Source organism: Agromyces salentinus (genome assembly GCF_009749395.1).
Classification (GTDB): domain Bacteria; phylum Actinomycetota; class Actinomycetes; order Actinomycetales; family Microbacteriaceae; genus Agromyces; species Agromyces salentinus.
This window is the reverse complement of the sequence record NZ_WBIR01000001.1, coordinates 493,133-515,598: the sequence shown is the minus strand read 5'-3', so window position 1 is coordinate 515,598 and position 22,466 is coordinate 493,133. Positions and strand designations below refer to the sequence as shown.

At 71.1% G+C, this 22,466-nt stretch carries 16 protein-coding genes; 10 read left to right on the top strand and 6 right to left on the bottom strand.

Going from position 1 to position 22,466, the window contains the following annotated elements; genetic code table 11:
- The first annotated feature begins 22 nt into the window (after positions 1-22).
- The 7 genes from GQQ95_RS02435 to GQQ95_RS02405 all read left to right on the top strand — a co-directional run bounded on the left by GQQ95_RS02435 (position 23) and on the right by GQQ95_RS02405 (position 8,225).
- A complete protein-coding gene (locus GQQ95_RS02435; protein ID WP_157426020.1) occupies positions 23-1,129 on the top strand; it encodes a Gfo/Idh/MocA family protein in 1,107 nt (368 codons plus the stop codon).
- The gene (locus GQQ95_RS02430) at positions 1,126-2,676 is read left to right on the top strand and encodes a sugar ABC transporter ATP-binding protein (protein WP_246205144.1); all 1,551 of its coding nucleotides are present in this window, start codon (positions 1,126-1,128) and stop codon (positions 2,674-2,676) included. Before GQQ95_RS02435 ends, GQQ95_RS02430 begins: the two co-directional genes overlap by 4 nt.
- On the top strand, positions 2,673-3,782 hold the full coding sequence (locus tag GQQ95_RS02425) for an ABC transporter permease (RefSeq protein ID WP_157426019.1): 1,110 nt from the start codon (positions 2,673-2,675) through the stop codon (positions 3,780-3,782). Before GQQ95_RS02430 ends, GQQ95_RS02425 begins: the two co-directional genes overlap by 4 nt.
- Positions 3,779-4,969 carry an ABC transporter permease gene (locus GQQ95_RS02420; protein ID WP_157426018.1) on the top strand — a complete coding sequence of 397 codons (1,191 nt, stop codon included), beginning with the start codon at positions 3,779-3,781 and terminating at the stop codon, positions 4,967-4,969. The genes GQQ95_RS02425 and GQQ95_RS02420 overlap by 4 nt, the downstream gene beginning before the upstream one ends.
- Positions 4,969-6,174: a substrate-binding domain-containing protein gene (locus tag GQQ95_RS02415; protein WP_157426017.1), complete on the top strand. Its 1,206-nt coding sequence runs from the start codon at positions 4,969-4,971 to the stop codon at positions 6,172-6,174. Before GQQ95_RS02420 ends, GQQ95_RS02415 begins: the two co-directional genes overlap by 1 nt.
- A 141-nt stretch (positions 6,175-6,315) precedes the next feature.
- Positions 6,316-7,185, top strand: a complete 870-nt coding sequence (locus tag GQQ95_RS02410) for a sugar phosphate isomerase/epimerase family protein (RefSeq protein WP_157426016.1) — start codon at positions 6,316-6,318, stop codon at positions 7,183-7,185.
- The gene (locus tag GQQ95_RS02405) at positions 7,182-8,225 is read left to right on the top strand and encodes a sugar phosphate isomerase/epimerase family protein (RefSeq protein ID WP_157426015.1); all 1,044 of its coding nucleotides are present in this window, start codon (positions 7,182-7,184) and stop codon (positions 8,223-8,225) included. The genes GQQ95_RS02410 and GQQ95_RS02405 overlap by 4 nt, the downstream gene beginning before the upstream one ends.
- A gap of 47 nt (positions 8,226-8,272) precedes the next feature.
- Here the strand turns inward: GQQ95_RS02405 and GQQ95_RS02400 are convergent, their stop codons facing one another.
- From GQQ95_RS02400 to GQQ95_RS02390, 3 genes are all read right to left on the bottom strand, one after another.
- Entirely contained in the window at positions 8,273-9,283 is a 1,011-nt protein-coding gene (locus GQQ95_RS02400; RefSeq protein ID WP_157426014.1) for an SDR family oxidoreductase, read from the bottom strand.
- Positions 9,284-9,377: 94 nt separating this feature from the next.
- The gene (locus GQQ95_RS02395) at positions 9,378-11,066 is read right to left on the bottom strand and encodes a molybdopterin-dependent oxidoreductase (RefSeq protein WP_157426013.1); all 1,689 of its coding nucleotides are present in this window, start codon (positions 11,064-11,066) and stop codon (positions 9,378-9,380) included.
- A gap of 84 nt (positions 11,067-11,150) precedes the next feature.
- Complete coding sequence (locus GQQ95_RS02390) at positions 11,151-11,543, bottom strand: RidA family protein (RefSeq protein WP_157426012.1); 393 nt, start codon at positions 11,541-11,543, stop codon at positions 11,151-11,153.
- A gap of 218 nt (positions 11,544-11,761) precedes the next feature.
- On the opposite strand from GQQ95_RS02390, the gene GQQ95_RS02385 reads away from it, so the two are divergent.
- Positions 11,762-12,136 carry an SIP domain-containing protein gene (locus GQQ95_RS02385; RefSeq protein WP_170296933.1) on the top strand — a complete coding sequence of 125 codons (375 nt, stop codon included), beginning with the start codon at positions 11,762-11,764 and terminating at the stop codon, positions 12,134-12,136.
- 18 nt (positions 12,137-12,154) lie between these two features.
- On the opposite strand, the gene GQQ95_RS02380 is transcribed toward GQQ95_RS02385, so the two are convergent.
- Positions 12,155-12,868 (bottom strand): amidase domain-containing protein, encoded by a 714-nt coding sequence (locus GQQ95_RS02380; protein WP_157426010.1) that lies wholly within the window; start codon positions 12,866-12,868, stop codon positions 12,155-12,157.
- A gap of 133 nt (positions 12,869-13,001) precedes the next feature.
- Here GQQ95_RS02380 and GQQ95_RS02375 point away from each other — a divergent pair, with 133 nt between their 5' ends.
- A complete protein-coding gene (locus GQQ95_RS02375) occupies positions 13,002-14,087 on the top strand; it encodes an alpha/beta fold hydrolase (protein WP_157426009.1) in 1,086 nt (361 codons plus the stop codon).
- Between the two features lie 174 nt (positions 14,088-14,261).
- Positions 14,262-15,524, top strand: a complete 1,263-nt coding sequence (locus GQQ95_RS02370; RefSeq protein ID WP_157426008.1) for a class I SAM-dependent methyltransferase — start codon at positions 14,262-14,264, stop codon at positions 15,522-15,524.
- Positions 15,525-15,633: 109 nt separating this feature from the next.
- Here GQQ95_RS02370 and GQQ95_RS02365 read toward each other — a convergent pair whose 3' ends face one another.
- Together GQQ95_RS02365 and GQQ95_RS02360 are read right to left on the bottom strand one after the other, a co-directional pair.
- On the bottom strand, positions 15,634-16,263 hold the full coding sequence (locus tag GQQ95_RS02365) for a hypothetical protein (RefSeq protein ID WP_157426007.1): 630 nt from the start codon (positions 16,261-16,263) through the stop codon (positions 15,634-15,636).
- A 90-nt stretch (positions 16,264-16,353) separates the two neighbouring features.
- On the bottom strand, positions 16,354-22,425 hold the full coding sequence (locus GQQ95_RS02360) for a ThuA domain-containing protein (protein ID WP_157426006.1): 6,072 nt from the start codon (positions 22,423-22,425) through the stop codon (positions 16,354-16,356).
- Between the last annotated feature and the right edge of the window lie 41 nt (positions 22,426-22,466).

The window sequence follows — 22,466 nt, the reverse complement described above, 5'->3', positions numbered from 1 at the left end:
GACCTATGTCAGCATGGCGACTATGACAACGGACGTCACGGCCCCGACCCGCACACTTCGTGCCGGCTTCGTCGGCGGCGGCTTCATGGCCGCCGTGCACTCCAGGGCCGCTCGCGCCGCGCAGGCCGAGCTCCGGGGCGGCGCGTCATCCACCGCCGACCGGGCTCGTGACGCGGTCCGTCGTCTCGGCCTCGGGTCCTCCTATGACTCGGTCGAGGCCCTGCTCGCCGATCCCGAGATCGACGTGGTGCATGTCTGCACGCCGAACACGACCCACGCGGCGATCGCCCGCGCGGCCCTCGAGGCCGGCAAGCACGTCATCTGCGAGAAGCCGCTCGCGACCTCGACGGCGGATGCCGCGGCGCTGGCCGCCCTCGCCGACGAGCGCGGCCTCGTGGCCGCCGTTCCGTTCGTCTACCGCTTCCACCCGATGGCCCGCGAGGCGCGCGCCCGCATCGCCAGGGGCGAGGCCGGACGCCTGCTCAGCGTGCAGGGCGCCTACCTGCAGGACTGGCTCAGCGCGCCGTTCGACGACGACTGGCGCGTCGACACGGCCCTGGGCGGGCCGTCGCGCGCCTTCGCCGACATCGGCTCGCACCTCGTCGACCTGCTCGAGTTCGTCTCGGGCGAGCGCATCCGCCGCCTGAACGCCTCGTCCCGCACCGTGTACGAGGCACGCGCCCGGCACGACGACATCGCGACCGAGGACCTCGTCGCCGCGGTCGTCGAGTTCGAGTCGGGCGCCGTCGGCACGCTCCTCGTCTCCCAGGTCGCACCCGGCCGCAAGAACGCGCTCACCATCGAGCTCTCGGGCACCGAGGCCAGCGTGCGCTTCGAGCAGGAACGACCCGAGACGCTCTGGATCGGCCGCACCGACGCGTCGAGCGTGATCGAGCGCGACCAGGCCAGGCTCGCCGACGACGCCGCACGACTCTCGATCGTGCCGGCGGGGCATCCGATGGGCTACCAGGACGCCTTCAACGCGTTCGTGGCCGACGCCTATGCCGCGATCGGCGGCGATCGACCAGAGGGACTGCCGCGATTCGATGACGGGTTGCGCGCCGTGCGCGTGACCGAGGCCGTGCTCGCCTCTGCGGCGAGCGGCAACTGGACGGAGGTGGCCGCGTGAACGCGGAACAGTCGCAGACCGGCGCCGGCGGCGCCGCGGTGCTCGACGGCGGGCCGGTGCTCGTCGCCACGGGCCTGGAGAAGTCCTTCTTCGGCGTGCAGGTGCTGCACGGGGTCGGGCTCACGCTCCGGCGCGGCGAGGTCCACGGCCTCGTCGGCGAGAACGGCGCGGGCAAGTCGACCTTCATGAAGATCCTCGCGGGCGTCTACGAGCGCGACGGCGGCTCCATCACGCTCGGCGGCGAGGAGGTGCGCTTCTCGCACCCCGTCGAGGCGGCGCGCGCCGGACTCGCGACGGTCTTCCAGGAGTTCAACCTGCTGCCCGAACGCACCGTGGCGCAGAACGTGTTCCTCGGCCGCGAACCGCGGCGTCGCGGCCTCGTCGACCGCAAGGCGATGACCCGCGAGACCCGGGAGCTGCTCGCCGAGCTCGGCATCGACGGCATCGACCCGGATGCCCCGGTGCGCACGCTCACCGTCGCCGAGCAGCAGATCGTCGAGATCGTGAAGGCGCTCTCGGTCGATGCGCGGGTCATCCAGATGGACGAGCCCACGGCCGCGCTGGCCGACCACGAGGTCGCCCTGCTCTACACGATCGTGCGCCGGCTCGCCGAGCGCGGTGTCGCGATCGTCTACGTCTCGCACCGCCTGAAGGAGATCTTCGACCTCTGCGACACGATCACGGTGTTGAAGGACGGCGCCCTCGTCTCGACCGGGCCGGCCTCCGAGCTCGACACCGACGAGCTCGTGCGCCGCATGGTCGGCCGACCCATCTCCGCCTACTTCCCCGATGCCGAGGAGGGCACGGTCCTGGGCGAGCCGCGGCTTGCGCTCCGCGGTGCGGGCAACGCCTACGTCGACGGCATCGACCTCGAGCTGCGGGCCGGCGAGATCGTCGGCGTCGCCGGGCTGCAGGGCTCCGGCCGCACCGAACTGCTCGAGGCGATCTTCGGCATCACCCCCTTCACCCGCGGCGAGATGCGCCTCGACGGGTCCGTCGTGCACATGACGGGTGCGCGGCAGGCCGTGAAGTCGGGGGTCGCGCTCATCACCGAGGACCGCAAGGCGCAGGGCCTCGCCCTCAACCAGTCCGTGGGCGACAACGCCCTGCTCGTCATCCGCTCGGTCTTCTCCAGGCGCACCCGCGAGGTCCGCCGCGAGCTGCCGGGCGTGCTCTCCTCGCTCGAGGTCGCCTCGCAGGGCCTCGACCAGGAGGTCCAGTACCTCTCCGGCGGCAACCAGCAGAAGGTCGTGCTGGCGAAGTGGCTCGCCACCAAGCCGGGGGTCGTGCTGCTCGACGAGCCGACGCGCGGCATCGACGTCGGCGCCAAGGTCGCCGTCTACCAGCTCATGCGCCGGCTCGCGAAGGAGGGCGTCGCGATGCTCATGATCTCGTCGGAGCTGCCGGAGGTCATCGGCATGTCCGACCGCATCGTCGTCATGCACGACGGGCGGGCGTCCACCGAACTGCCCGCCAGGAGCGACGAGGCCACCATCCTCTCGGCCGCCACCGGGACCCTCCGCGTCGAGGGTGAGGAGATCCGATGAGCTCGACCACCGCAACCCGACCCGCGCCCACCAGGCGCCCGCGCCGGCTCGACTCCAGCCTCATCGTCGGCATCGCGCTCATCGCCGTGATCGTGATCGGCGCGATCCTCGTCGCGAGCGTCGGCCGCAACTTCTTCAGCGCCGGCAACATCCGCGACATCCTCACGGGCATGAGCGTGCTCGGGTTCGTCGCGATCGGCCAGACCCTCGTCATCCTCTGCGCCTCGCTCGACCTGTCGGTGCCGTACGTGGTCAGCCTGTCGAGCCTCATCGCCGCGGACCTCATGGCCGGCAACCCCGCGAACATCCCGGTCGCGGTGCTCGCCGTCATCGTCGTCGCCGCGGCGATCGGCCTGGTGAACGGCCTCATCGTCACCAAGCTCAAGGTCAACGGCTTCATCGCCACCCTCGGCACCGGCCTCATCATCAAGGGCTACCTCGACTCGAACTACAAGGGCACGAGCGGCGAGGTGCCGTGGGAGTTCCAGCTCCTCGGCGCCACCGGCGTCGGACCGGTGCCCGTCTCGACGATCCTCATGCTCGTCGTCGCGATCCTGGGGGCGTTCTTCCTGGCCCGCACCCGTACGGGCAACCACATGTTCGCCGTCGGCGGCAACGAGCAGGTCGCGAGGCTCTCGGGCATCCGCACGGCACGGCCCATCATCGTGGCCCACGTGCTCTGCTCGGTCACCGCGGCGTTCGCCGGGCTCCTGCTCGCCAGCCGGCTCGGCGTCGGCAGCCCCACCGTCGGAACGCAGGGCGGCTACGACCTGCTCTCGATCGCGGCCGTGGTGCTCGGCGGCACCCTGCTCATGGGCGGGCGCGGCTCGATCTGGGGCACCATCGGCGGCGTCGCCATCTTCGCGGTCGTCGACAACGTCATGAGCGTCATGCAGGTCAACCCGTTCCTCAAGGACGTCGTCCGCGGCGTCGTCATCGTCGCCGCCGTGGCCGTGTACACGAGCCGCCGGCTCGACCGGCGCCGGCCGCGCTTCGGGCCAGGGTCCGCGGCATCCGAACCACCATCGGCGAACCCGCCGACCGCCGCCGAGGCGGGCCCCGCCGCGGCATCCGAGAACCCCGACCGATCGGAGGCGAAGGCATGAGCACGTCCACCGCCCACCAGCCCTCGACGCTCGACCGGCTCGCGAACCTCGGGCGCACCCTCATCAGCCCGCGCGGCGCCGTGTTCCTGCTGCTCATCGTGCTGCTCGTCATGATCGCGATCCTCAACCCCTCGTTCGCCGAGCCGGGTCAGTTCATCCGCTTCATCCAGCGCGTCGCGCCCATCGCGATCGTCGCGATCGGACAGTACTTCGTCATCGTCGGCGGGGAGTTCGACCTGTCCATGGGCTCGGTCGTCACCGCCCAGGTGGTGATCGCCGGAAACCTCATCGGCCAGGACGACGCCATGATCGTGCCCGTCACGATCTTCATGTTCGTGTTCGGGGCGCTCGTCGGCCTCGTGAACGGCCTCATCGTGTCCTTCCTCCGGGTGCCGAGCTTCATCGTGACCCTCGGCATGATGCTCGCCCTGCTCGGCGGGGTGCTCTACTGGACCGGCGGCGCGGCCACCGGCAACCCGGCCGACGCCTTCCGCGAGATCGGCCGCGGCGGCATCCGCGACCTCCCCGTCATCGACATCCTGCCGTGGTCGGTCGTGGTGCTCGCGGTCGTGCTCGCCCTCGCGGTCTGGTTCGCACGCCGGCCCTTCGGCCGCACCATCATCGCCCTCGGCGACAACGCCACGACCGTCCGGTACGCCGGCGCCCGCAACTGGTGGGTGAAGACGTCGACGTTCATCATCTCGTCGCTGTCGGCGACGGTCGCCGGCATCCTCCTCGTCGGCTACGCCGGCGTGCACCCGAGCGTCGGCCGCGGCTACGAGTTCACGGCGATCACGGCCGTCGTGCTCGGCGGCGTGGTGCTCGGCGGCGGGCGCGGCTGGGTCGTGGCGGCGGCGGCCGGAGCCTTCGCCCTCGAAGCCCTCTTCACGCTCCTGAACTTCGCCGGGGTGCCCTCGACCTATCGCGACGCCGTCCAGGGCCTCATCATCATCCTCGCCGTGGCGTACGCCGCCACGACCGTGCGCGCCCGCCGACGCGGCCGCGCCCTCGAGACTCCGGCGGCGGCCTCGCCGACCGGCACGATCCCACCGGAGGCAGCTCCCGTGGACCAGACTTCGCCCGCACCACCCGTGGCGAAGGAGCCAGATCCGAACCCGGTTTCGGCTCGCCCTGCACCCATTCCCTCGACGCAGAGGGCTGACAACGAAACCAAGGGAGGTTCGTGATGCGACGCAGGTTCACTGTGGCATCCGCCATGGTCGGCGCTCTCGCGCTGATCACGCTCGCCGGCTGTACCACCGACCCCAACGTGGCCGCGCCGTCGGACGACGCCGCTGCCACCGAGGAGGCGGTCGAGTGGTTCGACCAGGAGCTGTTCGACAAGCAGGACGCGGAGCGTGAGGTCGTGCCCGAAGGGCCCGAAGGCGAGCCGTGGCTCCAGCACATCAACGCCGAGATGATCGACACGGCCGAGTTCGCGAGCGAAGGCGCCAAGAAGGCGTGCTTCGCGAACGCGTCGATCTCCAACCCGTGGCGCCAGACCGGCTGGATCACCATGAACCAGCAGCTGGAGGTGCTGCAGGAGGCCGGCGTGATCTCCGAGATGGAGACGCGCGACGCGCAGGACTCCGATGACACGCAGATCGCCGACATCGACTACTTCATCACCGAGGGCGACTGCGACATCTTCCTCATCTCGCCCAACTCGACCGCAGCGATGACGCCCGCGGTCGAGCGAGCGTGCGACACCGGGAAGCCCGTCGTGGTCTTCGACCGCGGCGTGCAGACCGACTGCCCCGTCACGTTCATCCACCCCATCGGCGGATTCGCGTGGGGCATCGACACGGCGGAGTTCCTCATCGACGAACTCGAGGAGGGCGACAAGGTCGTGGCGCTCCGCATCCTGCCGGGCGTCGACGTGCTCGAGCAGCGCTGGGCGGCAGCCGAGAAGCTGTTCGACGAGGCGGGCATCGACGCGGTCGACTACTTCACGGGAGCCGACCCCGCCGAGATCAAGAAGATCATCTCCGACGAGCTCGCCAAGGGCGACGTCCAGGGCATCTGGATGGACGCCGGTGACGGTGCCGTCGCCGCCATCGAGGCGTTCGAGGACGCCGGCGCCGACTACCCCGTCATGACGGGCGAGGACGAGATGAGCTTCCTCCGCAAGTGGAAGGACACGGGCCTCACCGGTCTCGCACCGGTGTACTCGAACTTCCAGTGGCGCACGCCGCTCCTCGCCGCGCAGAAGATCTTCGCGGGTGAGGAGATCCCGAAGGAGTGGGTGCTCCCGCAGAGCCCCATCACCGCGGAAGAGGTCGACCAGTACCTCGAGGCGAACGACGGCATGCCCGACGGCCACTACGCCAAGTTCGGCGGAGAGGACCTTCCCGGCTACCCGCAGGTCTGGCAGGACCGGATCATCCCGTAAGGATGCCGGTGGTCGAGTAGGCGCCAGCGCCGTATCGAGGCCCGGACGATGCTCCCCTCAGGGGCGTCGCCGGGTCTCGATACGCTCGTTCCACTCCGCTCGACCGCACGACCACCGACCGCACGCTCGCAAGGAGGCAGCATGCGCCGCACCATCGGCGTCAACACCTGGGTCTGGACCTCGCCGCTCGACGATGCCTCGCTGCGCGAGATCGCGGCCAAGGCGGCGGGCCTCGGCTTCGGCGCCATCGAGCTGCCGGTCGAGCAGCCCGGGGACTGGTCGGCGGATGCCGCGGCCGACGTGCTCGCCGAGCACGGGCTCGCGCCGGTCGTCGTCGGGGCGATGGGCCCGGGTCGCAACCTCGTGGCCGCCCCGGGCTCCGAGGTCGTGGCCACCCAGAACTACCTCGTGCACTGCGTCGGCGTCGCCGAGCGCCTCGGCGCCTCGATCGTCGCCGGGCCCTTCACCGCGTCCACCGGGCGCACGTGGCGCATGGACGACGTCGAGCGCGCAGAGCGCTACGTCGAACTGCGGGCGAGCCTCGCCCCCGTCGTCCGCGCGGCCGAGCGGAGCGGCATCCGGCTCGCCATCGAACCGCTGAACCGGTACGAGACGAGCCTCGTGAACACCGTCGACCAGGCCCTCGAGGCGCTCGGGCCGCTGCTCGGTCCGGGCCTCGGGCTCGCGCTCGACAGCTACCACCTCAACATCGAGGAGAAGGACATCGGCGCGGCCGTGCGCGCGGCAGGGGAACACCTCGCGTACGTCCAGGTCTGCGGCAACGACCGCGGCGCCGTCGGCGACGACCATATCGATTGGCCGGCCTTCCTCGACGCGCTCGACGACGTCGGCTACGACGGCCCGCTCGGGCTCGAGAGCTTCACGGGCGAGAACGACACCATCGCGGTGGCGGCGTCCGTGTGGCGCCCGCTCGCGCCGTCGCAGGACGCGCTCGCGGAGCGGAGCATCCGCTACCTCACCGCACTGCAGGACGAAAGGGAACCACGATGACGGATGCCGCGACCAACCGTGCCGGCCGTGCCGACGGCGGCCACCCGGTCACGCTCTTCACCGGCCAGTGGGCCGACCTCCCGTTCGAGGAGGTCGCGCGGCTCGCCGCCGAGTGGGGGTACGACGGGCTCGAGATCGCATGCTCGGGCGACCACCTCGACCTGAAGCTCGCCGACGAGGAGCCCGGCTACCTCGAGGAGCGCCGCGAGATCCTGAAGCGGCACGGGCTCGAGGTCTACGCGGTCTCCAACCACCTCGCGGGGCAGGCGGTCTGCGATGCGCCGATCGACTTCCGGCACGAGGCCATCCTGCGCCCGTACGTCTGGGGCGACGGCGAGGCGGAGGGCGTCCGCCAGCGGGCGGCCGACGACCTGCGCCGCTCGGCGCGGGTCGCGCGCAAGCTCGGCGTCGACACCGTCGTCGGATTCACCGGGTCGTCGATCTGGCCCTACGTCGCGATGTTCCCACCCGTGCCGGCGTCGGTCATCGACGGCGGCTTCGAGGACTTCGCGAACCGCTGGAACCCGATCCTCGACGCGTTCGACGACGAGGGCGTGCGGTTCGCGCACGAGGTGCACCCGGGCGAGATCGCCTACGACTACTGGAGCTCGGTGCGCACGCTCGAGGCGATCGGGCACCGCGAGGCCTTCGGCTTCAACTGGGACCCGTCGCACATGATGTGGCAGAACATCGACCCGGTCGGCTTCATCCTCGACTTCCAGGACCGCATCTACCACGTCGACTGCAAGGACACGCGGATGCGTCCGCGCAACGGGCGCGCCGGTGTCATGGGCTCGCACCTGCCGTGGGGCGACCCGCGTCGCGGCTGGGACTTCGTCTCGACGGGGCACGGCGACGTGCCGTGGGAGGACTCGTTCCGCGCGCTCGACTCCATCGGCTACACCGGGCCCATCTCGGTGGAGTGGGAGGACGCCGGCATGGACCGGCTCCACGGCGCGAAGGAGGCCGTCGGATTCATCCGCTCGCTCCTCTGGCCCAAGCCCACGGCGTCCTTCGACGCCGCGTTCTCGAACCAGTAGCCCGCGGGGGCGGTACGGCCGGACGGCGGGCCTCGGTGGGGCCGGGCCTACCGGCGTGGCAGCGCGAGGATGCGCTCGAACGCGGCATCCGCCTCGGGGTCGACGCGCTGCAGCTCCGGCGTCGCATCGATGAAGTCGATGATCTCGCGCGCGCCCTCGTCGAAGGTGATCGTCGTCGCGAACCCGGGCACCAGCGCCGTGACCTTCGCATTGTCGAACACCATCGAGTGCGCCTTGTCGCCGAGCAGGCCGGGGCCCCACTCGGGGTGCACGGCGGCGATGGTCTCGGATGCCACGTGCACGAACTCGGGGTCGGCGACCCCCGCCGCCTCGGCGAGCCAGCCGTAGATCTGGTTCCAGGTCGGGGCGTGGTCGCCCGTGATGTGGAACGCGTCGCCGATCGCGAACGGGTTGCCGAGCAGGCCCACGAACCCGACGGCGAAGTCCCGGTGGTGCGTGATGGTCCAGAGGCTCGTGCCGTCGCCGTGCACGAGCACCGGCTTGCCGGCGCGCATCCGCGCGATGTCCGTGTAGCCGCCGAGCGTGGGCAGCAACGTGCGGTCGTACGTGTGCGACGGCCGCACGATGGTCGCCGGGAATCCGCGTTCCCGCACCGCCTCGACGAGCACGTCCTCGCACGCGATCTTGTCGCGCGAGTACTGCCACTCGGGGTTCACGAGCGGGGTCGACTCGGTCACCGGAAGCCGGCTCGGCGGCGTCTGGTACGCCGAGGCGCTGCTGATGAACACGTACTGGCCGACGCGGCCCTCGAACAGCTCGAGATCGGTGCGGATGTGCTCGGGGGTGAACGCCGTGAACTGGCAGACGACGTCGAACTCGAGCCCGGCGCCGGTCTCGCGGCCGAGCGCGGCGCGCACGGACGCCGGCTCGCGGATGTCGGCCGTGACGGCCCGCACGCCTGCCGGCAACGGGCGCAGCGTCGACGACGACCCCCGGTTCAGGACGGTCACCTCGTGCCCCAGCTCGACCGCCCTGGCCACGCAGGCCGAGCTGATGATGCCGCTGCCGCCGATGAAGAGGATGCGCTTGCTGCTCATCCCTCGATGCTGTCAGGGACGAGCGGATGTCGCGACCCGCGACCCGCGACCCGCGGCGTCAGGGCCGTCGCGTCGCGCCCCGTGCGTCGCGACCTCAGCTCACGCGCACGAGCCGTCGCTGCCATCCGGTCGAGCCGTCGGGCGCGATCGGGGCGCGCTCCTCGACCTGCAGGTTGCCGTCGCGATCGATGGCCCGCACCGTCACGTTGTGGGTGCCGCTCGTGGCCTCCCATTCCAGGAACCACTGCACCCACGTGTCGGCGTTGACGGGGTTGGAGAGGGTCGCGGGCTGCCAGTCGGCGTCGTCGATCTTGACCTCCACCCGGTCGATGCCGACGGTCTGCGCCCACGCGACGCCCGCGATCACGCCGGGTCCGGGATCGACCGCCTTGTCGAGGCGCGGGGTGTCGATGCGCGAGGACAGCTTGATCGGCGCCTTCGCGCTGTACCCGCGCGGCGTCCAGTAGGCCTCCTCCGCGTCGAAACGCGTGACCTTGAGCTCCGAGAGCCACTTCGTCGCCGAGACGTAGCCGTAGAGGCCGGGCACGACCATGCGCACCGGGAAGCCGTGCTCGAGGGGGAGCGGTTCGCCGTTCATGCCGACCGCGAGGATCGCATCGAGCCCGTCGTCGGTGAGGGAGGCGAGCGGCGTGCTCGCGGTGAACCCGTCGACGCTCCGCGAGAGCACCATGTCGGCATCCGCACCCGGCATCGCCTTCGCGAGCACGTCGCGCACCGGGACACCCAGCCACTTGGCCGTCCCGAGCAGGTCCCCGCCGACCTCGTTCGAGACGCAGGTCAGCGTGATGGAGTACTCGTCGAGGCCCATCGCCACGAGGTCGTCGAAGCTCAGCTCGACGCGGCGGCCGACCATGCCGTCGACGACGAGCCGCCAGGTTCCCGGATCGACCGACGGCACGGTGAGCGCCGTGTCGACCCGGTAGAAGTCGCCGTTCGGGGTGTAGAGCGGCGTGATGCCCGGGATGTCCAGCTCGGCCCCCTCGGGGACCGTGACCGTCGAGTTCGGTGCCGGCAGCTTGAGCGCTCGACGGACCGCGGCGATCGAGCTCGTCGCGGCACCGGCGACGCGGGCGCCCACGCCGACCACCAGGGCGGATGCCGCGGCGATGCCGGCGAGCACGAAGAACCCGCGCCGGTCGACGGATGCCGCGGCCGCGTCGGACTTCGCCCGTGCGCCGGGATCGGGGGGCGTCGGGGTCGCGCCGCCACCGAGGGCCGTGCCGCCGCCACTCGCGGCGCCGCCAGGGACCACGGCGTCCACGGTCGCGGCGTGCCAGGCGCGGAGGCGTCGGATGAGCAGGTGCAGTACGACGATGCCGGCGGCCGTGCCGACGAGCGGCGGGAGCCAGGCGAAGGCGGTCGCACCGGTGCGCGTGACGATCGCGGCGAGGGAGAGCGCGCCCGCGAGGCCGAGCGCCACCGCACCGAGCGGTGGACGCACGAATTGGAGGATGCCCGAGATGCAGGATGCGACGAGCACCGCGAGGCCGAGCCCGCCGAGCAGCGCGATCTTGTCGTTGGCGCCGAACAACTCGATCGCGAGTTCCTTCGCCCACTGCGGCACGATGTCGATGACGAACGCGCCGACCGCGAGGATCGGGCTGCCGTCGCGCGCGACCAGGAACGCCACGAGCTCCGCGGCGGCCAGGAACACCCCGGCGCTGACGACGCCTGCGAGCGCCGCGAGCGACCACCAGCGAAGGCGCCCCGCGCCGGTTCGCCGTGCGCCGGGTCGATCGGGCTGCTGTGCAGGGTGCTCCATGTCGGCCTCCGTCGCATGCGGGACGTTCTCCCGCTGGAAGGTGGTTCGACGCGGGCGCCCTGGCGGATTGGCCGGACCCGCCGCTCAGGCCGGGAGCACGGCCACCGCACTCACCTCGACGAGGAACTCGGGGTTCGCGAGCGCCGCGACCTGGTTCACCTGCACCGTCGTGCGATGCCGGCCCCAGACCTCCGCGGATGCGGCGAAGCCCTCGTTCGCGTCGGCGCCGCCTGCGAGCGTGATGGTCATCGACACGACGTTGGTCTGGTCGGCGCCGGCTTCGGCGAGGACGGTGAGGACGTTCTCGAGCGCCCTGACGGTCTGGGGTCCGAGGCCCCCCTCGACGACGCTGCCGTCGGGATTGCGCCCGTTCTGACCGCCCACGTACAGCGTGCTGTGCGGTCCGCTGACCAGCACTCCCTGGCTGAAGGCCGGGCTGGAGTGCATCGATTCCGGATTGAGGTGCGTGATCTCCATGCGTCCGGTCTACGCCGGCCCACCGACATCCGCCAGCCCCTCGAGGACGGCGCACCGGTCGTCCGTCCGGATCGCGGCATCCGGAACCTGTGACCTTGCCCGGTCGGCCTTGCCGAGGAGGTAAGCCTTACCTAAGATGAACCCGTGCGCATGCCTTCCCTCACCCTCATCTCGGCCGATTCCGTCCGTACGGCGGGGGTGCCCCGATGGTGAGCCGCATGCGACCGCGCACGCCGGGCCCGACCATGCTCTTCGCGGGCGACACCGGCGACGTGGCGTCGATCCGGTCGCGGCTCGCCGACTGCGCCCCGAACGCGACCGGCATCGTGCTGATCGAGGCGGTCAACGCCATGCAGATCGCGCCGATCGAGGCGCCGGCGGGCATCGCCGTGCACTGGGTGTTCCGCGAGCACCGCTCCGGCACCGTGGTGCCCCGCGGCGAGGCGCTCGTGACCGCGGTGGACGCCTGGCTCGACGAGTGGATGCGCCCCGAGGGCGGCACCGAGATCGCGATCTGGCTCGGCGCGCGCAGCACGCCGATCGTCGGCGCCTACGCGAACGCCCTCGAGCGCGAGCTCGCCGCCATCCGCTGACGGGTCAGGCGGGCCGGCTCAGTCGGCGATGCTCCAGTAGGTCGCCGAGGCGCCCGGATGCTGCTCGGTGATCGACCAGTCGACCGAGCGGTCCCACGTGGGGTCCGTGTGGCCCGCGTACTCGATGTCGATCGCGCCGTCATCGCCCACGACGATCGCCGTCACGATGCCCGTGTGGTCCCGGTCGCCGGAGAGGTCCCAGTCGAACTGCACGACGTCGCCGACCTTCACCTGGTCGCGCTGGGCGTCGGTGAGCGGCGTCGCCTTCTCCGGGTGCTCCTCGAGGTACTCCATGAAGGCGGTGGAACTGCGCCACGCCGGCGCGCTCGTGTAGCCGTCGCCCACGGCGTACCACCACTCGTCGTCCTCGATCCAGCCGCGGGCGAGCAGGGACTGGCTCGTGAACGCCATGCAGTCGTTCTCCTCGATGAAGCCGTACTCCTCGCTCTCGGTGCTGTCCCAGTGCTCCTGCACGTAGGTCATCTGCGCGGTCACGGCGGGGTTCAGCGAGGCCCAGTCGAGCTGGGCGCCGGTGTCCTCGGCGGCGTCCGCGGTGCCGGCCTCGACCGTCGTGGTGTCCTCGCCGCGGCCAGTCGAGCCCTGGGACGACGGGACCGAGGACGCCCAGCCGATGGCGACGAATCCGCAGAGCAGGGACAGGGCGGTCGCGACCGCGACGAGCACCAGGGCTCGGCGGCGGCGGAAGGCTCGGGTGTGCGTGGGGTTCGGCATCCCCTCGACGGTATGTCGCGACCCTGTACGACACCCCTGCGCCACGCCTGGATACGCCGGACGGACACGGCGGGCGGATGCATCGCCACGGCCCGCCCGCACGGACGGAGGGGTGCCGCCCTAGACTCGGGCCGTGGATCCCGAGGATCAGGTCGTCCGCTACGCCGACCATGCCGGCGCCTCCATCGCGTGGGCGGCCGTCGGCGATGGCCCCCCGCTCGTCATCGGCGGGTGGTGGTCGAGCCACCTCGAGCTCGACTGGCGCAACGCCGGTTTCCGCCGGTTCACGTCGGCACTTGCGCGGCATCGCACCGTCATCCGGTACGACCGGCCCGGCACCGGGGTATCCGACCGGGGCGGGCTGCCCGCACGCTCCCTCGAGGAGGAGTTCGAGATCCTCGAGGCGCTCATCGACGAGGCCGCGCCGGGACGGGTGGCGCTCTTCGGGGCATCCTCGGGCGCGGGCGTCGCCTCGCTCTTCGCCGCGAGGCATCCCGATCGGGTCGACGCGCTCGTCCTCTACGGCGCGTACGCCCGCGGTGCGGACCTCGCACCTCCGGCCGCCCGGGAGGCCATGCTCGGGGTCATCGACCAGCACTGGGGCCTCGGCTCACGGGTGCTCGCCGATCTCTTCCTGCCCGACGCGACGGCCGAGGAGCGGGCGGAGTTCGTCGAGTTCCAGCGGCGCTCGGCCTCGAGGGAGGTCGCGCTCGCGTCCCTGCGGGCGGTCTACGACTTCGACGCGACGGGGCACCTCGGCGACGTGCTCGCGCCCACCCTCGTCCTGCACCGTCGCAGCGACCGTGCCATCCCGTACGCCCTCGGCAAAGACCTCGCCCGCCGCATCCGCGGCTCCCGCTTCGTCGAACTCCAGGGCGACGACCACTTCCCGTGGCGCGGCGACGCCGACGCCGTGGTGCGCGCGACGCTGTCATTCCTCGGCGCCCCGGTCGAGCCCGAGCCGGCGCGCGGTGGAGCACGCGGTGACGCGGGTGGCGCTACCGGAGCCCGTTCCGGCTCGCCTTCCGCGCGTCTGACCGATCGCGAGCGAGAGGTGCTCCGGCTGGTGGCCATGGGACGCACCGACGGTGAGATCGCGGCGAGGCTCATGCTGTCCACGCACACGGTGCACCGCCATATCGCCAACATCCGGCTGAAGCTCGACGTTCCCTCGCGCACCGCCGCAGCAGCGTGGGCGCTGCGCAACGAGGTCATCTGAGGCTCGAGGCGCCGTCGGGTGTCCGACCTCAGGCGTGTCCACCCGCCCGGGCGCTGGCCCATTCCGGCCATGTGAGATTGGCCGGAACCGGCGATTCGGCCGCCGGTGCTTCGGCGTTCACTTGCATGCAGTGCCGCACAATCGCGCAGCACGGAACCAGCAAGGAAAGACGAGATGTCCGAAACCCTGACCAGCCCCTCATCCGACTCGACGATGTCGTCCGCCGTCGTAGACACCGAAATCAACGACGGCCTGCAGGCCTTCGCCACCGATCCCGAGCGCATGTCGTTCGCCGTCGTGGAGGGCGACGCTGCCGTCGTCCATCCGGAGGCCGTCCGCGTCGGCGAGTTCGCCGAGCAGCTCATCGGCATGCTCGGTTCGGCCACGACCCTGTTCACCATCGAGCTCGGTCGCAGGTTCGGCCTCTACCGGGCACTCCACGAACGCGGCGCGCTGAATCCCATGGAGCTCGCCGTCGCCACCGGCATCGCCCCGCGGTACGCACGGGAGTGGCTGGAGCAGCAGGCCGCGGCCGGTCTCCTCGACGCCGAGACCGACGCCGACATCGGCGCCGAGTCGGGAGCCGACGCACGGTCGTTCTCGCTTCCGTCCCACCACGTACCGGGCCTGATCGAGGAGTTGCACCCCGGCCACGTCGCTCCCGCTGCGGGCGTGCTCGCCGGCGTGGCGCTGGCGTTCCCGGCGGTGGTCGCCGACTTCCCGTACGGTCGGGGCGTCGCCTTCGAGGCATACGGGTCAGAGCTCCGCCATGGACTCAACGCCCTCAACCGGCCGGGGTTCCACAACGCCATGCGGGACTGGGTCCATGCGCTGCCCGACCGCGCCGCCGTGCTCGAACACGGCGGCACCGTATTCGACGTCGGCTGCGGCACCGGCTGGTCGACGATCGCGCTCGCGACCGCGTTCCCGAAGGCGCGCGTGGTGGGCCTCGATCTCGACGTGGCCTCGATCACGGAGGCGCGCGAACACGCCGCTGCCGCCGGCGTCGCCGACCGCGTCGCGTTCCTCGTCGGCGACGCCGCCGATGCCGATGCCGTGCGAGCGGCCGCGGCTGCGATCGACGCGGCCGCGGGGTTCGACCTCGTCACGGTCTTCGAGGCGCTGCACGACATGGGCATGCCCGCGCGGGCGCTGGGGGCGTTCCGCGAGGCGCTCGCCGATGGGGGAGCGCTGCTCGTGGCGGACGAGCGGGTCGCCGACGAGTTCGGGCCGAACGCCGACCCGGTCGAGCGCATGCTCTACGCGATGAGCGTGCTGCACTGCCTCCCGGCCACCACGGCGGAGTCGCACGGCATCGCGAACGGCACCGTGCTGCGCGCGCCCACCCTTCGCCGCTGGGCGCTCGAGGCCGGATTCGAGCGGGTGGACGTGCTCGGCATCGAGAACCCGTTCTGGCGGTTCTACCGCATCGGATGACGGCGGTGCCGAGACCCGGCATCGGCCATGGGCGCCGACGAGCGCACCGACAACGAAGCGGATGCCGCGGACGCACAAGGCGCCCGCGGCATCCGCTCGGCGGTTGCGACTACTCGAACAGTGAGAGCGTGATGGTTCCCGTGTACTGGCCCGCGTCGACGGTGGCGGGGGTGCGCAGGAAGAGGTCCGCGTTCGCGGTCCACGAACCCTCGGGAGCGATCTCGCCCGAGTCGTAGGCGCTCGCGAACAGTTCCTGGTCGACCAGGCCGACGTTGTCGGGCGCGGCGTCGTCGTCGAGCACCGTCTCGACCGCGTCGCCCGCGGCGACCAGCCCGGAGTCGCCGCCGTCGACGAGCGCGGGTGCCCAGCCGAGGTGGCCGGCCCCGATCGGCTCCTGGCCGGCGTCCCCGGCGAAGGCCGTGGCGGTGCCCAGCACGTACCAGGCGGCCCCCTCGGGGATCTCCTCGGCCGTGCGGGTGTCGGTGATCGTGACCGTGGGCAGCGTGCCGGTGAACTGGCGCACGAGCTCCTCGGAGCCGTTCTCGGTGAGGCTGACCTCGGTGCCGGCGATGCTCATGGCGAGCACGCCCGGCTCGGTGATCTCGGTGATGGCGACGTTCACGTCGACCTCGCCGCCGCCGTGCTGCTCCTCGGCGACCGCGATGCCGACGTTGCCGGCCAGCAGCAGCGCGCCGGTCGCGGCCGTGATGGCGGCGAGTCGGAGGGTGGATTTCGTCATTGGATCCTCTGTTTCTCGGGTGGTGTGCCTGGAAGGGGTGCGGATGCCCCGGGGCGGCCGGCCGATGGACGGCCGCCCCGGTTGCGTGGATCAGCCGCAGGCGAGTGCCTCGTACGCGATCGTGCGCTCCGTCGTGGTGGAACCGGCGGTGGCCGTGACCTTCACGTCACCGGCCGGCATCTGGCCGAGACGGGTCGAGAACGTGTGGAACGCGTTCTTGCCCGGTGCGACCGTGGCGAACGACTTCTCGCCGTACGCCGACGCGATGGCCACCGACAGCGGCACGTCCTCGCCGTTCGTCGCCTTGACCGACAGCTGCGCCTTGCCGGCGATGCACCGGCTCGTGACCACGACCGTCAGGTCCAGCTGGGCGGGCTCGATCTCGACCACCTGCTCGGCCTCGACGTTGCCGGCGGCATCCGTCGATCGGTAGGCGATCGAGTGCGCCGCCGAGTCGGTGAACGCGAGCGGCTCGGCGTAGGCCGTCCACTCCCCGCCGTCGACCCGGACCTCCGTCGTCGCGACCCCGGAGGTGGCGTCCGCGGCCGAGAGGGTCACCTGCACGCCGCCGTCGACGTCCTCGACGCCCGCCGAGGTCGCGGGTGCGACCGTGTCCACCCGCACCGTGGCGGACCCGGTGGCCTCGACGTTGCCCGCGGCATCCGTCGAGCGGAAGGTCACGACGACCTCGCCCTCGCCGGTGAGCCCGACCGGTGCGTCGTACGCCGTCCACTCGCCGCCGTCGATCGCGTACTCGGTCGAGTCAACGCCCGAGCCGTCGGCATCCGAGGCCTCGAGTGCGAAGCTCGGCGCCGTCCGGTACCAGCCGTCCTCTCCGTCGGCCTCCGCCGGCGTCCAGGCGAGCGTGGTCACCGGAGCGGTCGTGTCCTCCTGATCGGCGACGAGCTCGAAGGAGTCGAACTCGACGACCACGGGCTCCTCCTGCTGCGGACCGATGGCCATCAGGCCGAGTCCGCGGAGGGGCTGGTCGAACGTGATGCCGGTGTCGCCGATCGGCGTCCAGTTCACGCCGCCGTCGCTGACCTCGGCCGTGTACAGGTTCCCGGTCTTCGTGACCCGGATGTACCAGTACCCGCTCTCGGTGCTGTCGGCGATGTTCAGGTTGCGGTTGCCGATCCCGGCTGCGCCCTTCTCCCCGGCGAGCTCGGCCCGCAGGTCGAGCGCGCTTCCGGGGGCGTTGTAGGCGACGACGTCGGCCTTGACGTAGTTGTCGTCGTCAGCCCACATCATCAGTCCGGCCAGCTGGTAGCGGTGCTTCAGCGGGGCCTTGAACTTCGTGGTCGCGACCCAATCGCCCTCCGGTGCCTTCGTGAGGATGAAGTTGCTGGGCGACAGCGGGTTGGTCCCGTTGATGTCGCCCGGCTGGGTCGTGATCTTGAGGTGCCCGTCGGCGACCTTCGCGTGGTTCGAGTCGTACCGCACGCTCTGGCCCCAGCGGCAGCCGTCGAGGGCCGTGCCGTCGAACCCGTCGTTCGCCGAGATCGGGGCGCCGGCCGCGGGCTCCGGGCTGAACCGGAACCAGTCGGCCTGCGCGGTGACCGGGGTGGTGCCCAGGTCGCCGGCCGCCATGAGGCCGATGCGCGCGTTCGACTTCAGCTGGAGCTGGCCGTTGAGCGCGGTCCAGGCCTCCCCATTGGTCGAGTACGCGCCCGTCAGGACGGTGCCGTTGCTCGTCAGCTTCAGATGGATGGTCGTCGGGAAGTCCGCGGGCAGGGCCGGCGCAGCGGGCGTGGTGCGCGCGCCTCCGGTCTCGCTCTGGAACTCCACGAAGCGGCCGCCGCTCTGGTTGCGCACGAAGCCGAGCTTGTTGTACTCGTTGTCGCTCTGGTGCACGACGAGTCCGGCCCACTGCCAGTGCGAGGTGTGCGCCAGCGTGATCTTCGTCGTCGCCTCCCACGCGCCGGTGGGCAGCGGCTTGCTCGCGAAGCTCACCGGACCCGGGGAGGCCTCGTTGATGTCACCGGGGGCGACCGGCAGCTTCAGCGTGCCGCCGGACTGCGTGATCGTCGCGCCGTCCGCGGTGCGCAGGCCCCACGTGGGTGCCAGCGCCGGACCGTCGAACTCGTCGGAGAGCGGCGCGGCCGCGCAGACGAGGGGTTCGAGCGGCTTCACGGGCTCGGGAACCTGCGGATCGGTGTCGATCGCGAAGTCCGCGAAGTCGACCGTGCCCGCGCCGGTGGCGTGGGACACCATGAACATGCCCACGTCCTGGACGGCGGCCGCCCCGGCCAGGTTGACGGTGCCGCCCACCTGGGTCCAGGTGGTGCCGTTCTTCGAGAAGTACGCGGTGTAGTCCGCCCCCGCGCGCTTCAGCTTCACCCAGGTCGGGTAGCTCGTCGTGCCGCCCTGCACCGAGGTGTTCAGCTGCCCGTTGCCGTCTGGGTCCGCGAGGAACTCGATGCCGCCGCTCGGGCGGACGCCGACCATCGCGTAGCCCGGCGAGGTGCCCGGCTGCGTCAGGTCGTTGCGCACGATGAGTCCGGCCTTGGCCGCGCCGTTGGTGTTCTGCTGGGCGTCGACCTTGACGACCGCCTCCCAGGCATCGTCCCCGCCGGCGGGTGCGTAGAGCGTCGAGTACTCGTCGGTGCCCTGCCAGGCGTCGTCGCCGGCGCCGGAGATGCGGAACCGACCGTCGCCGATGCGCTCGAAGGTGCCGTCGGCGTTCGTGAACGGCACGAGGTCGCCGAAGAGCTCGCCGACCTGCGCGACGACGATGCGCGACGTCTTCGACTTGCCCGCCGCGTTGGTGGCCACCGCGGTGAGCTCGTAGAGCCCCTCCTCGGGTGCGGTCCAGGTCGCCGCGTACGGTGACGTCTCGTCGGTCCCGATCGACTCGCCGTCGACGAGGAACTCGACCTGCTCGACGCCGTCGCCCGAATCGGTCGCGGTGGCCTCCACCGTGACATCCGCCCCGGGCTCGAGCTCGACGCCGGCCTCGGGCGAGGTGATCGCGACCTGCGGGGCCGCGGTGGGCGAGGCGCCCTGGCCGATCGCCTCGAGGAAGTTGAGCTTGATCTCGGCACCCCGGAAGACGACGTACAGGTCCATGGTGTCCCGCGTGAACGCGCTCGTGTCGACCGTCACGTCCGTGAAGCGGGTGGAGCCGGTTGCCGGCACCTCCGCCGTGGCGAGCAGCTCGCCGTCGACGCCGCCCTGGCGGAGCTCGATCGAGCCGCCCTCGACCAGTGCCGAGACGCGCAGCGCGAGTGCATCGATGCGGTGGAAGTTCACCGGCTCGAAGTGCGCCCACGCACCGTCGCCGCCGACGATGACCCGGTCGCTGTCGACCCCTTCGACATCACGGCTGGGTGCCGTGGTCATGCCCTCCGAAGCGGAATCGAAGAACTCGGCCTGCTTCACCTTCGGGAAGACGAGGGTCGTCTGGGAGCCCGTCAGCGGGTTCTCGCCGCCCGCGCCGCCGTCGTCGGTGTAGCGCGCGTCGAGGGCGAAGAAGATGTCCTCGTCGGGTGCGTGTCCGCCGAGGCTCGTCTCGGTGGTGCCGGTGAAGCCGCTCAGCGGCGTCGTCGGGTGGGCGTGGTCGTCATGCCCCAGCGCCGGCTGGATGATGACGTCGTCGCCCGAGACCGTGCCGTCCTCGGGATCGGTGACCTCGACGTTCCACGACAGGTCGTCGCCGAAGTCGAAGAACGAACCGTTCGGGGGCAGTGTGAACTCCACGTCGGGGCGCGTGTTGCCGACGGTGATCGGAACCGTCGTCGTGCCCTTCTTGCCGTCGGGGTCGGTCACGGTCAGTCGGGCGTCGAACACGCCCTCCGTCTCGTAGGCGTGCGTCGCCTGCGGCGTGGTCGCATCGACCGTGCCGTCGCCGTCGAAGTCCCACGCGAAGCTCAGCGCGGCGTTCTCGGGGTCCGTCGAGGCGGCGCCGTCGAACGCGACGGTGAGCGGCGCCGGGCCGGAGTCCTGGTCGACGGAGATCTTCGCCATGGGCGAGCGCGAGCCCGAGATGTAGTCGATGCGGTGCAGCCCCGAGTTGGGGTTGTCACGCCCGAAGCCGCCGCCCCAGTCGAGCACGTAGAGCGAGCCGTCAGGCCCGAACTTCGAGTCGATGGGGGCGAGGAACTGCTCCTGCGGCAGGAACGGCGTGACCTTCTCGACCTGCGTTCCGGAGCCCGCGGCCGGATCCTTCAGCTGGATCGAGTACATCTTGTTGCGCGCCCACTCGTAGAAGAAGGGCTTGCCGTCGTACGAGGCCGGGAACTTCGTGTCGGACTCGAGCGCGGGGTCGAAGTCGTAGACGGGTCCGCCCATGGGGGCGAGGCCGCCGCCCTGGGGGATCATCGAGGGCACCGACGAGCGCTTGTAGCCGTACCACATGTCCGCAGCACGGGCCGCGGGCAGCTCGGTGAGGCCGGTGTTGCGAGGCGAGTCGTTGACCGGGTTCGCGCAGTCGAAGAAGTCGCCGACCGCGACCGGGTTCGCCGTGTAGTCGACGTCGCGGAACGGCTCGTTGTTCCCCATGCAGAGCGGCCAGCCGTAGTTGCCGGGCGACGTGATGTAGTTCCACTCGGCGATGCCGGCGGGGCCGCGCGTGGTGGGTGCGTCGTTGCCGTTGTCGGGGGAGTAGTCGGCGAGGCTGATGTTGCCGGTCGCCTGGTCCACCGAGAAGCGGAACGGGTTGCGGAAGCCCATCGCGTAGATCTCGGGCAGGGTCTTGTCGCCGGCGTCGTCCGCCTCGGGGAACAGGTTCCCCTCGGGGATTGTGTAGCCGGGTCCGTCGGCGTTCGGCGTGATGCGGAGCAGCTTGCCTCGCAGGTCGTTCGTGTTCGCGGAGGTCTCCCTCGCGTCGTGGAACGTGCCGGGCCGGGTCGAGAGCGGGGCGTAGCCGCCCGAGGGCTCCGAGTGCGGGTTCACGTCGTCGCCGACGCCGAGGTACAGGTTGCCGTCGGCGTCGAAGTCGAGGCCGCCGCCGGTGTGGCCCGGCTCGTCCGGAAGCCGGCGCGCGGGGACCTCGATGATGAGTTCCTCGGATGCCGGGTCGATGCTGCCGTTCTCCATGGTGAAGCGGGAGACGCGGCTGAAGAAGCTCGACGGGTTCGCGTTGTCCGCGGCGTCGGGCGAGCGGTAGAGGTAGACGTGGCCGTTCTCGGTGAAGGCGGGGTCGAGGGCGATGCCGAGCAGGCCGTCCTCGCCGCCGGAGTAGACGTCGAGCTCGAGTGCCGTGGTGACGCTGTCGGTGGCCGGATCCCAGACGCGGACCTGGCCGCGCACGAGCTCGGTGTAGAACACGCGGCCGTCATCGGCGATGTCCATGGCGAACGGGGCGGAGGTGTTCTGGTCCAGGGCGACCTTCTCGAAGTTCTCCCAGACGGTGCCGCCGCAGTCGCCATCCTCGAGGCCGGCGGCGTACTTGACGCCGCCGACGATGTGCGCCATGAACTTCGGCTCCTGAAAGTGGGATCCGAAGTGGCCCATCGCGGTGGCCCAGGCGCGTCCGCCGTCGTACGGCTTGCACCAGGAGATCGGGTGGTCGTAGCCCATGGCGTTGCCGCCGGCGTCGTAGGTCGTCTCGTCCATCGACGCGAGCACGTGGGCGGTGCCGCGCACGTTGTTCGAGAAGTTGTACCACTCGTCGGAGCGTTCCCAGCGGGTGTCCTCGAAGTGCTCGGTGGAGGGGTGCGTGTGGTCCTCGATGCGGACCGTGCCCTTCTGCCCGGGGTCCGTGCCGGTGGCCGCGTGGCCCGGCATCAGCGAACCCACGAGGGTGTCCCACCAGGGGTAGTTGCCCCGCATGTCGGTCGCATTGTGGATCGCGACGATGCCGCCTCCGGCGCGCTGATAGCGCTCGAGGGCTGCCTTCTGGTCGGCGTTCCACGGGTCGCCCGACGCCTGGAACATGATGATCGCGTCGAACTCCGCGAGGTCGGCGTCGTTGAAGATCGTCGAGTCCTCGGTGTGCACCACGACCATGTCCTCGGCCTCGAGGGCCGCGGTGATCAGCGGCGTGCCCTTGTCGATGGCGTCGGTGTGCCGGAACTGTGTGGTCTTGGTGAAGATGAGCACGTGGCCGCCGTCGTGCGCCTGTGCTGGCGATGCCACGCCGACGACGACGCCGGCCGTGAGGAGAAACGTGACAACGACGGCGAGCAATCGCGCCACCCCGTTGTGAAGACTGCCGAGCATGAGACCTCCATTGGTTTCGAATGCCGACCCGGCGCTCCCCG

Excerpts from the sequence above, each read along its gene's own strand:
- GQQ95_RS02435 (WP_157426020.1), top strand. The coding sequence starts at position 23 with ATGACAACGGACGTCACGGCCCCGACCCGCACACTTCGTGCCGGCTTC.
- GQQ95_RS02425 (WP_157426019.1), top strand. The coding sequence starts at position 2,673 with ATGAGCTCGACCACCGCAACCCGACCCGCGCCCACCAGGCGCCCGCGC.
- GQQ95_RS02420 (WP_157426018.1), top strand. The coding sequence starts at position 3,779 with ATGAGCACGTCCACCGCCCACCAGCCCTCGACGCTCGACCGGCTCGCG.
- GQQ95_RS02415 (WP_157426017.1), top strand. The coding sequence starts at position 4,969 with ATGCGACGCAGGTTCACTGTGGCATCCGCCATGGTCGGCGCTCTCGCG.
- GQQ95_RS02410 (WP_157426016.1), top strand. The coding sequence starts at position 6,316 with ATGCGCCGCACCATCGGCGTCAACACCTGGGTCTGGACCTCGCCGCTC.
- GQQ95_RS02405 (WP_157426015.1), top strand. The coding sequence starts at position 7,182 with ATGACGGATGCCGCGACCAACCGTGCCGGCCGTGCCGACGGCGGCCAC.
- GQQ95_RS02400 (WP_157426014.1), bottom strand. The coding sequence starts at position 9,283 with ATGAGCAGCAAGCGCATCCTCTTCATCGGCGGCAGCGGCATCATCAGC.
- GQQ95_RS02395 (WP_157426013.1), bottom strand. The coding sequence starts at position 11,066 with ATGGAGCACCCTGCACAGCAGCCCGATCGACCCGGCGCACGGCGAACC.
- GQQ95_RS02390 (WP_157426012.1), bottom strand. The coding sequence starts at position 11,543 with ATGGAGATCACGCACCTCAATCCGGAATCGATGCACTCCAGCCCGGCC.
- GQQ95_RS02385 (WP_170296933.1), top strand. The coding sequence starts at position 11,762 with ATGCGACCGCGCACGCCGGGCCCGACCATGCTCTTCGCGGGCGACACC.
- GQQ95_RS02380 (WP_157426010.1), bottom strand. The coding sequence starts at position 12,868 with ATGCCGAACCCCACGCACACCCGAGCCTTCCGCCGCCGCCGAGCCCTG.
- GQQ95_RS02370 (WP_157426008.1), top strand. The coding sequence starts at position 14,262 with ATGTCCGAAACCCTGACCAGCCCCTCATCCGACTCGACGATGTCGTCC.
- GQQ95_RS02365 (WP_157426007.1), bottom strand. The coding sequence starts at position 16,263 with ATGACGAAATCCACCCTCCGACTCGCCGCCATCACGGCCGCGACCGGC.
- GQQ95_RS02360 (WP_157426006.1), bottom strand. The coding sequence starts at position 22,425 with ATGCTCGGCAGTCTTCACAACGGGGTGGCGCGATTGCTCGCCGTCGTT.